This is a genomic window from Brevibacillus sp. HB1.2 (genome assembly GCF_013332495.1).
GTDB lineage: Bacteria > Bacillota > Bacilli > Brevibacillales > Brevibacillaceae > Brevibacillus > Brevibacillus porteri.
This window is the reverse complement of the sequence record NZ_JABMIU010000026.1, coordinates 33,965-41,830: the sequence shown is the minus strand read 5'-3', so window position 1 is coordinate 41,830 and position 7,866 is coordinate 33,965. Positions and strand designations below refer to the sequence as shown.

General features: G+C 47.6%; 10 protein-coding genes. All 10 read right to left on the bottom strand.

What is annotated here, in order from left to right; genetic code table 11:
• Nucleotides 1-253: 253 nt before the first annotated feature.
• On the bottom strand, nucleotides 254-1,774 hold the full coding sequence (gene lysS / locus HPY28_RS29240) for a lysine--tRNA ligase (protein ID WP_174231897.1): 1,521 nt from the start codon (nucleotides 1,772-1,774) through the stop codon (nucleotides 254-256).
• A 102-nt stretch (nucleotides 1,775-1,876) separates the two neighbouring features.
• Nucleotides 1,877-2,353: a transcription elongation factor GreA gene (gene greA / locus HPY28_RS29235; protein WP_007725265.1), complete on the bottom strand. Its 477-nt coding sequence runs from the start codon at nucleotides 2,351-2,353 to the stop codon at nucleotides 1,877-1,879.
• A 217-nt stretch (nucleotides 2,354-2,570) separates the two neighbouring features.
• Entirely contained in the window at nucleotides 2,571-3,599 is a 1,029-nt protein-coding gene (gene dusB, locus HPY28_RS29230) for a tRNA dihydrouridine synthase DusB (protein ID WP_017247019.1), read from the bottom strand.
• Between the two features lie 71 nt (nucleotides 3,600-3,670).
• Nucleotides 3,671-3,880 (bottom strand): helix-turn-helix domain-containing protein, encoded by a 210-nt coding sequence (locus HPY28_RS29225; protein WP_012683949.1) that lies wholly within the window; start codon nucleotides 3,878-3,880, stop codon nucleotides 3,671-3,673.
• Nucleotides 3,832-4,362 (bottom strand): 2-amino-4-hydroxy-6-hydroxymethyldihydropteridine diphosphokinase, encoded by a 531-nt coding sequence (folK, locus tag HPY28_RS29220; protein ID WP_174226568.1) that lies wholly within the window; start codon nucleotides 4,360-4,362, stop codon nucleotides 3,832-3,834. The genes HPY28_RS29225 and folK overlap by 49 nt, the downstream gene beginning before the upstream one ends.
• Nucleotides 4,359-4,730: a dihydroneopterin aldolase gene (gene folB / locus HPY28_RS29215; RefSeq protein WP_017247017.1), complete on the bottom strand. Its 372-nt coding sequence runs from the start codon at nucleotides 4,728-4,730 to the stop codon at nucleotides 4,359-4,361. The genes folK and folB overlap by 4 nt, the downstream gene beginning before the upstream one ends.
• A complete protein-coding gene (gene folP / locus HPY28_RS29210; RefSeq protein ID WP_174231896.1) occupies nucleotides 4,723-5,919 on the bottom strand; it encodes a dihydropteroate synthase in 1,197 nt (398 codons plus the stop codon). Before folP ends, folB begins: the two co-directional genes overlap by 8 nt.
• 52 nt (nucleotides 5,920-5,971) lie before the next feature.
• Nucleotides 5,972-6,817 (bottom strand): aminodeoxychorismate lyase, encoded by an 846-nt coding sequence (gene pabC / locus HPY28_RS29205; RefSeq protein ID WP_173624457.1) that lies wholly within the window; start codon nucleotides 6,815-6,817, stop codon nucleotides 5,972-5,974.
• Nucleotides 6,818-6,850: 33 nt separating this feature from the next.
• Nucleotides 6,851-7,585: a twin-arginine translocase subunit TatC gene (gene tatC, locus HPY28_RS29200; RefSeq protein WP_017247014.1), complete on the bottom strand. Its 735-nt coding sequence runs from the start codon at nucleotides 7,583-7,585 to the stop codon at nucleotides 6,851-6,853.
• A 69-nt stretch (nucleotides 7,586-7,654) separates the two neighbouring features.
• Nucleotides 7,655-7,855: a twin-arginine translocase TatA/TatE family subunit gene (tatA, locus tag HPY28_RS29195; protein ID WP_017247013.1), complete on the bottom strand. Its 201-nt coding sequence runs from the start codon at nucleotides 7,853-7,855 to the stop codon at nucleotides 7,655-7,657.
• Between the last annotated feature and the right edge of the window lie 11 nt (nucleotides 7,856-7,866).

Here is a 7,866-nt window from a genome sequence, read left to right as displayed (position 1 = left end):
TTCGCAACAACCATTTCATCTTATCAGATTGTCCAGGTCGTGTCAACAAGTTTTTTTAACGTGTTTTTCAGCGACCTCATTAATCTATCACATACCTTGAAGGAAAAGCAAGAACTATTTTCACATCATTTTTTTGTGATCGATTAAGTAAAAAAGAAGAACAGGTATTAATATAACACTTAACCTTTTTAAGTGCAAGTAAAAAAATAAAACCACCTGAGTTTTTCTCAGATGGTTCTATTCAGAAAGACTACTAGTCGCGGTTACGCATATGAGGGAACAGCAGTACGTCGCGAATAGAAGGAGAGTTGGTCAACAGCATTACCAGACGGTCAATTCCGATTCCTAATCCTCCGGTTGGCGGCATACCGTACTCAAGCGCTTCAATGAAATCATCGTCCATATCATGCGCTTCGTCGTTACCAGCTTCTTTTTCCAAGAGCTGTGCTTCAAAGCGTTCACGCTGGTCAATTGGATCGTTGAGCTCAGTAAATGCATTGGCATGCTCACGAGCTACGATAAACAACTCAAAACGATCCGTGAATCGCGGATCCTGGTCATTTTTCTTCGCCAATGGCGAAATCGCCACAGGATGACCGTAAACAAAGGTAGGCTGAATCAACGTATGCTCCAGCTTTTGCTCAAAGAATTCATTCACTACATGCCCGAACTTATGGTGAGGCTCAACGGATACGCCATGCTCTTTTGCCAAAGCACGCGCTTCATCGTCGCTCATTTCCTTCCAGAAATCGACGCCGAGATTTTCCTTAATCAAATCTACCATGTGTACACGACGCCATTTTGGTGTCAGGTCAATCTCATTGCCTTGGTACTGAATTTTCATAGTGCCCAATACTTCCTGTGCGATATGAGCAACCATTTCTTCAGTCAAGCTCATGATGTCCTGGTAGTCAGCATACGCTTCGTACAGCTCAATCATCGTGAACTCAGGGTTGTGACGAGTAGAGATCCCTTCGTTGCGGTATACGCGACCGATCTCATACACCTTTTCCAGGCCACCGACAATCAGACGTTTCAAGTGCAGCTCAATTGCAATACGCATATACAGCTGCATATCCAATGCATTGTGGTGCGTGATAAATGGACGAGCAGATGCACCACCGGCAATCGCATGGAGTGTAGGTGTTTCTACTTCTAGATAGCCAAGGTTGTCCAAATAACGACGCATCGAAGTCAGAATACGGCTACGAGTAATGAACGTATCACGAACCTCTGGATTCACAATCAAGTCCACATAACGCTTACGGTAGCGAGTCTCGATATCTTTGAGGCCATGGTATTTCTCAGGCAGTGGACGCAGTGATTTGGTCAGGTAGGTCAGTTCCTTTGCTTTTACACTGAGCTCGCCGGTTTTTGTTTTGAAAACAACACCAGTTACACCGACCATGTCACCGATATCAGCCAAATCAAATACTTTGCTCAGCTCTTCGCCAACGGTATCCTGACGGACGTAGATTTGAATCTGACCGGAACGATCCAGCAGTTGAGCAAAGCTCGCCTTACCCATTCCACGTTTCGCCATCAAGCGGCCTGCGATCGTAACCACGTTCTCTTCCGTTTCCAGCTCTTCCTTGCTCTTTTCGCTAAAAGCTTTCGTTATATCTGCAGCGTGATGCGTTTGCTCGAATTTTTTACCGAACGGATCAAAGCCCCACTCACGCAATTGATTCATTTTGTCGTGACGCACTTGAAGAAGCTCGTGGAGCCCTTCCTGTTGCTGCTCTTCTTGCTGTAGGTCTTGCTCGTTTGCCATTTCACTCACTCCTCTAGAAAATACCTGCATTAACAATTTTGTACAGACTTTTATAATAGCGATACGGCGTACCTCGCAAAAGGTACGCCATAGATCGACTGCTTACAGGTTAATATCAAGAATCTCGTACTGAATGACTCCTGCCGGTACGTTAACGTCAACAATCGCGCCTTTTGCTTTGCCGAGAAGCGCTTGACCTACCGGGGACTCGTTGGAAATCTTGTTGTTCATCGGATCGGATTCAGCAGAACCTACAATCGTGTAATCCATAACATCACCGAACTCGAGATCTTTCAGCTTCACGCGGGAACCAACGCTTACAACACCTGTATCTACATCTTCATTTGTGATGATACGGGCATTGCGCAGCATTTTTTCCAGGGTCAGAATGCGGCCTTCAATGAACGCTTGCTCATTCTTTGCTTCTTCGTATTCAGAGTTCTCACTGATATCTCCAAAGCTAATCGCTTCTTTAATACGAGCAGCTACTTCCTTGCGTTTAACCGTTTTCAAATCTTCAAGCTCTTGTTCCAGCTTTGTTAAACCTTCTGGTGTAAGGATGACTTCTTTTTCAGACATGGTTCAATTCCCCCGTTTTAAAAAATGATTCCATTTATACTGGGTAAAGTACAAAGGATTATATGTAGATGTTCTATACAATATACAGCAGAATGCAATCGTCTGTGAGGTTCAAAGGTAAAGCTGCCAGTGTGGACTGGCAGCTCGGCTCCCAATATTACGGAGTATTATAGGATATGAAGGAACCCTTGTCAATGTCTGGAATGAACCACCAATTTTAGTAGCTGACAGCCTCATCATGCGCTGTTTCCAGCGGCTCTTCACTGTCATCGGCGTAGTTTTCGATCCAGTCGACATAGTTCATGAGGACGCGACGAAGCTCCTCTTCTGTCTCAACCGCATTCACGAGATTTTTCGTGTGCGTCGAGCCCTTCAAGCCTTTCAAGTAATACGCCGCGTGCTTGCGCATCTCAAGGACTCCCACTCTCGGACCCTTCAGCGCGATTAAACGCTCTGCATGCAAGAAACAAATATCCATCTTTTCACGTGCGGTTGGCTCCGGACCAAGCTCGCCCGTCGTCAGGTATTGAATCGTACGATACAGCATCCACGGATTTCCGAGCGCAGCACGTCCAATCATAACACCATCGCAACCCGTTGTATCCAGCATGCGTCTCGCATCCTCAGGAGTAGCCACATCCCCGTTTCCGATCACCGGAATCGAAACGGTTTCCTTCACGCGACGGATCCATTCCCAGTCAGCTTGCCCCTTATACATTTGTACGCGGGTGCGTCCATGAACAGCAACCGCTTTGCCGCCTGCACGTTCTACTGCCTTGGCGTTATCCAGTACGTACAGATGATCTTCGTCCCAGCCTAATCTCATTTTCACGGTAACCGGCTTGTCGACCGCATCGACCACAGCAGATACGACTTCGTAAATTTTATCTGGATCGAGTAACAGACGCGCACCTGCATCACAGCTCGTAATTTTCGGCACAGGACAGCCCATGTTGATATCAATGATATCCGCATTCGTATGCTGGTCTACATATTTCGCCGCACTCACCAAGGTTTCCTTGTCTCCACCAAAAATCTGCAAACTTAGTGGTTTTTCTCGTTCGTCGACAAACAGCATATCTATCGTTTTTTTGTTTCCGTGCACGATGCCCTTGTCGCTTACCATCTCAGCGCAAACCAATCCAGTACCGAACTCCTTTGCAATCAGACGAAAAGCAGGATTACAGACACCTGCCATTGGAGCGAGAACTACGTTGTTTTTTAATTCGATATTGCCGATTTTCATCTATTTTCGCCTCCTTAATTCCCGCTTAGTCGGGGTCTTGGAGAGGACAATCCTATCCAAACTTCATTACATCACTTATTTATAGCACATAATTCATCGTAGTCTACCTGTAAAGTGCTGGCGATCTTCCGTAATACAGGCTCTGTTGGCGTACGAGTTCCTCTCTCTAGTGATCCAACAAACGACAGTGACACTCCCATCTTGTCCGAAAGGGACTGTTGCGTATACCCTTTTAGCTTTCGGAAGGACCGGATTCGATTTCCCAATTGATTGCTCCCCACTCACGTACCCCCTTGTGATCCTCTACCAATAAGGAAAGATAATGATCAATGGTCTGGTTATGCTCAGGTAAAACGCCGCCTTCCCAAACGTCTCGAAGCGGCACGAGTACAAAAGCACGCTCGCTCAGCCCAGGATGAGGAATCATGAGATTGTCTTGCGAAACACGAGATGTCCCGTACAACAGTAGGTCAATATCAATCGTGCGCGGACCCCATCGAACTGTTCGGACACGACCCAGCTCTCGCTCTACTGACAAAGCCGTATCTAGCAGCTGATCCGGGGTCTGTTCTGTTTCCACAGCGATCGCCATATTCAGAAAGGCGTCTTGTTCGACGTTACCAAATGGATCGGTCTCATAAACAGAGGAGACACGAAGCACGCGAATTCCAGGTTGCTCGTTCAATCTGTGTATCGCCAGGCGCAAATTTTGTGCCCGATCCCCGAGATTGGAGCCTAGCGCCAAATACGCACAAACTGTCATGAAGCAAAATCCTCTCTTCTACGGATCATCTCAATCGCAACCGACTCATAATGCCCATTGATCGGCGGATTCGGCTTGGTCACTTTTGCTTTGACTTCATGCAAAGGGAATTGCGTAAGTAGACGTTCTGCTATCACAGCAGTCAGTTTTTCTACCAGCTGAAACCGTTCACCCTCGACAATTTTTTGCACACAAGTAAAGATATCGGCGTAATTGACTGTATCTTGAAGATTGTCACTAGCTCCAGCTTTGGATAAATCGAGCGATAGCTCCAGATCGACATAAAACCGTTGGCCTAGCTCAGCCTCTGCTCCAAACACACCGTGATATCCGTAAAAAGACATGCCATTGAAGTAGATTTTATCCAAGGTTAAAGCCCCCTTTTAGCATCGCGTCCATCATCTTCGTCACTCTCTTCATTTCTTTGACATCATGCACCCGTACCATATGGCAGCCTTTTGCCGCCCCGAGGGCAACTGTCGCTGCGGTACCTTCGACACGTTCATCTACGGGCAAATCGAGAACATGACCGATCATCCGCTTGCGTGAAGTAGCAAGCAGAACGGGATAGCCCAGCCCTACCAGATCATCCAGCCTGCGCATCGTTTCGAGATTTTGCTCGACAGTCCTTACAAACCCGATCCCCGGATCAAGGATGATTCGCTCCTGTTTTACCCCTGCCTGCAAGGCAATCTGTACGGACTCACGCAGGTCTTTAATATAGTTTGGGAAAAAGTCGTGATAGTCCGTGTCTTCGCGATTATGCATCAGGATAATGGGCACGTCGAGACGAGCAGCTACCTCTGCCATCCGCGGGTCACGCTTCGCTCCCCATACATCATTAATGATATGTGCACCTTCTAAAATGGCCCGTTCTGCAACCGCCGCTTTGTATGTGTCAATAGACAGCGGAACAGACAATTCCTGCGAAAGTGTCCGAATGACTGGCAGCACTCTATCCAGTTCCGTCGCCTCATCGACTGCTTCCGAGCCCGGACGTGTCGATTCTCCCCCGATATCAATCAGGTCAGCTCCGGCCTCAACCATCGCACGCGCTTGTGCCAGTGCTGCCTCTACATCGACATAGCGACCGCCATCCGAGAATGAATCAGGTGTCACATTCAAAATGCCCATGACTAGCGTACGCTCTCCCAGTGGCAGGACATACTGGCCACAGTTCAGCTCGCGGCGCCCACGAAGCTTGGCAGGCATAGCTAAAACTTCCCGTACCTCTGCCGCCAACGCTCGTAGTTCTTCTGTTTGGGTTTTCATATGATCCAACGCCAAATCTATCTTCTTTTGTGAAGCCAACAGCAGCACGTATTTTTTGTCGGCAGAACCTGGTTGGTCTGAAATAATGGCTTCCGCATCGAAAGAGTGCATAATCTCTCTCACACTCTGTGCTGTTGCCACACTCATGTTTTCCGTGTGAATCTTCAGGCTCGTCCCCGCTTCCGCCATGCGTTCGGCTTCTGGAACAGGAACACCCCTTTTGACAAGCTCCGATACCATCTCAGCGAAGGTCGCAGCATGGATTCGAAATGAATTGTATTTCATGATCAAACTCCCTTTTCCCGTCTTCGCACATTGAATAGTAGCATACCATAATTTACTCGCTAGTCGCTACAGACTGACGGTAGGCGCGGTGCAGTTCGCGCGAATATGCACCATATGTCGAAGGGACGCAATGCCCGTCAATTTCGGTAATCGGAACGATCTCTTGCACGGAATTTGTCGTAAAGACTTCATCGGCGTTGAGCAGATCTTCCAAGCGATATCGCCCTTCTTCGACAGGCATCGATAATTGCTGTGCCAAAGTCAAAACATGTCGCCGCGTCACTCCATCAAGAATGCCCGTATCAATAGAAGGAGTAAACAACTGGCCGTTTTTGACCCAGAACACATTGCTCACAATTCCTTCGGCCACGAAGCCATCATGCGTCAAAAATAGACCTTCCACATCAGGACGGGCACCGAGTTCTTGGCGAGCAAGAGCATTGTTTAAGTAATTGTGCGATTTAAAGCGCTGGTGGCCTTCTGCTGTCTGCCTAACCAACGCCAATGTCTGCAATCGTTTTGGCGGAGGAGGTACCGCTAGAGGTGCTACGGGTTTGGCAAATACGAATAAGGAAGGACGCTCGTACTCCCCTGCTACCAAGCCCACTCCTTCTGCGCCAGCCGTAATACTCAAGCGGACGTAAGCATCACGCAACTCGTTGGCATCTATGGTCATTAAGATGGTTTCAGCCAGCTCTTCCTTTGTCCAAGCAGGTTGAATCTGCAACGCAAAAAGCCCGGAACAAAGCCGGGCGTAATGAGCATCCCATAAAAATAGCTTGCGGTCATATACACGTAACGTTTCAAACAAACCAATACCGTACAAAAACCCGTGGTCCAATACCGATACTGTAGCCTCGTGAGCCGGACAAATCGTCCCGTTAACATAAACGTGCATCTGCGCTCTCTCCCGATAATATAGTCGAGAGCATCATATCATATTTTCCGAGGAAACCGCTGTCTCCTGCACACGTTTGCCGTGTACGAAACGCGAGATAGTAATGGAGATTTCATATAAAACGATGAGTGGCACAATTACCATAATATCGGACAGAAAATCAGGCGGCGTAATGGTAATCGAGATAATCGCGAGCACCAAATAGGCGGGTTTGCGCATTTTAGCCAAGCGATGCGGGTTGAGAATCCCCAAATGGCTCAAAAACAAAACGACAACCGGCAGTTCAAAAAGCAACCCAAACGGCAGACACAGATTGAGCATAAAGGTGAAGTAATCGTTCGCTGTTATGACCAGTTCAAAATTCCCGTTGGATAGCCCCAAAACAAATTTGTACATCATCGGAAAGAGCACAAAGTATGCGAAGGAAAGCCCGAAAATAAACAGCAGGAATAGAGCCGGGATATACATGAGCGCCACTTTTCGCTCTCTTTCTTCCAATGCGGGCACCACGAAGCGCCAAACTTGATACGCGGCAACTGGGATTGTTATCGCAATCGCACCGACTGCGGACAACTTCACATAGATCGACAGGATATCTCCCGGCCCAAGAATCGCCAGCTTTTCCCCTGAATGATTCGCTAACGCCAAATAAATATGATCCACAAACAAAAAGCAGATAACCATACTGACAACCAGAACGGACAGCACAATCAAAATTCTGCGGCGCAGGTCTGTAACATGCTCAAGTATAGGCATCTCTTTGCTCACTCGAACTCCTCCTCATGCGCGGAAAAAGGCAGTGCGTCACGTGTACGCACCGCCTTCTCTCTGGCTGGATTAGTTGATTCGTTTCAACGCTTCTTCTGGAGCCTTCTCTTTTTCATCATCGTCTTTGGTCAAATCTTTTGCTGCAGTTTTAAATTCGGTCAAGGTTCGTCCAAAAGCACGACCGATCTCTGGCAGTTTACTCGGCCCGAAAATCACCAAAGCAATGATCAGGATCAGAATTAATCCAGGAATACCGATGCTCGACAGCATAATCTGTTACA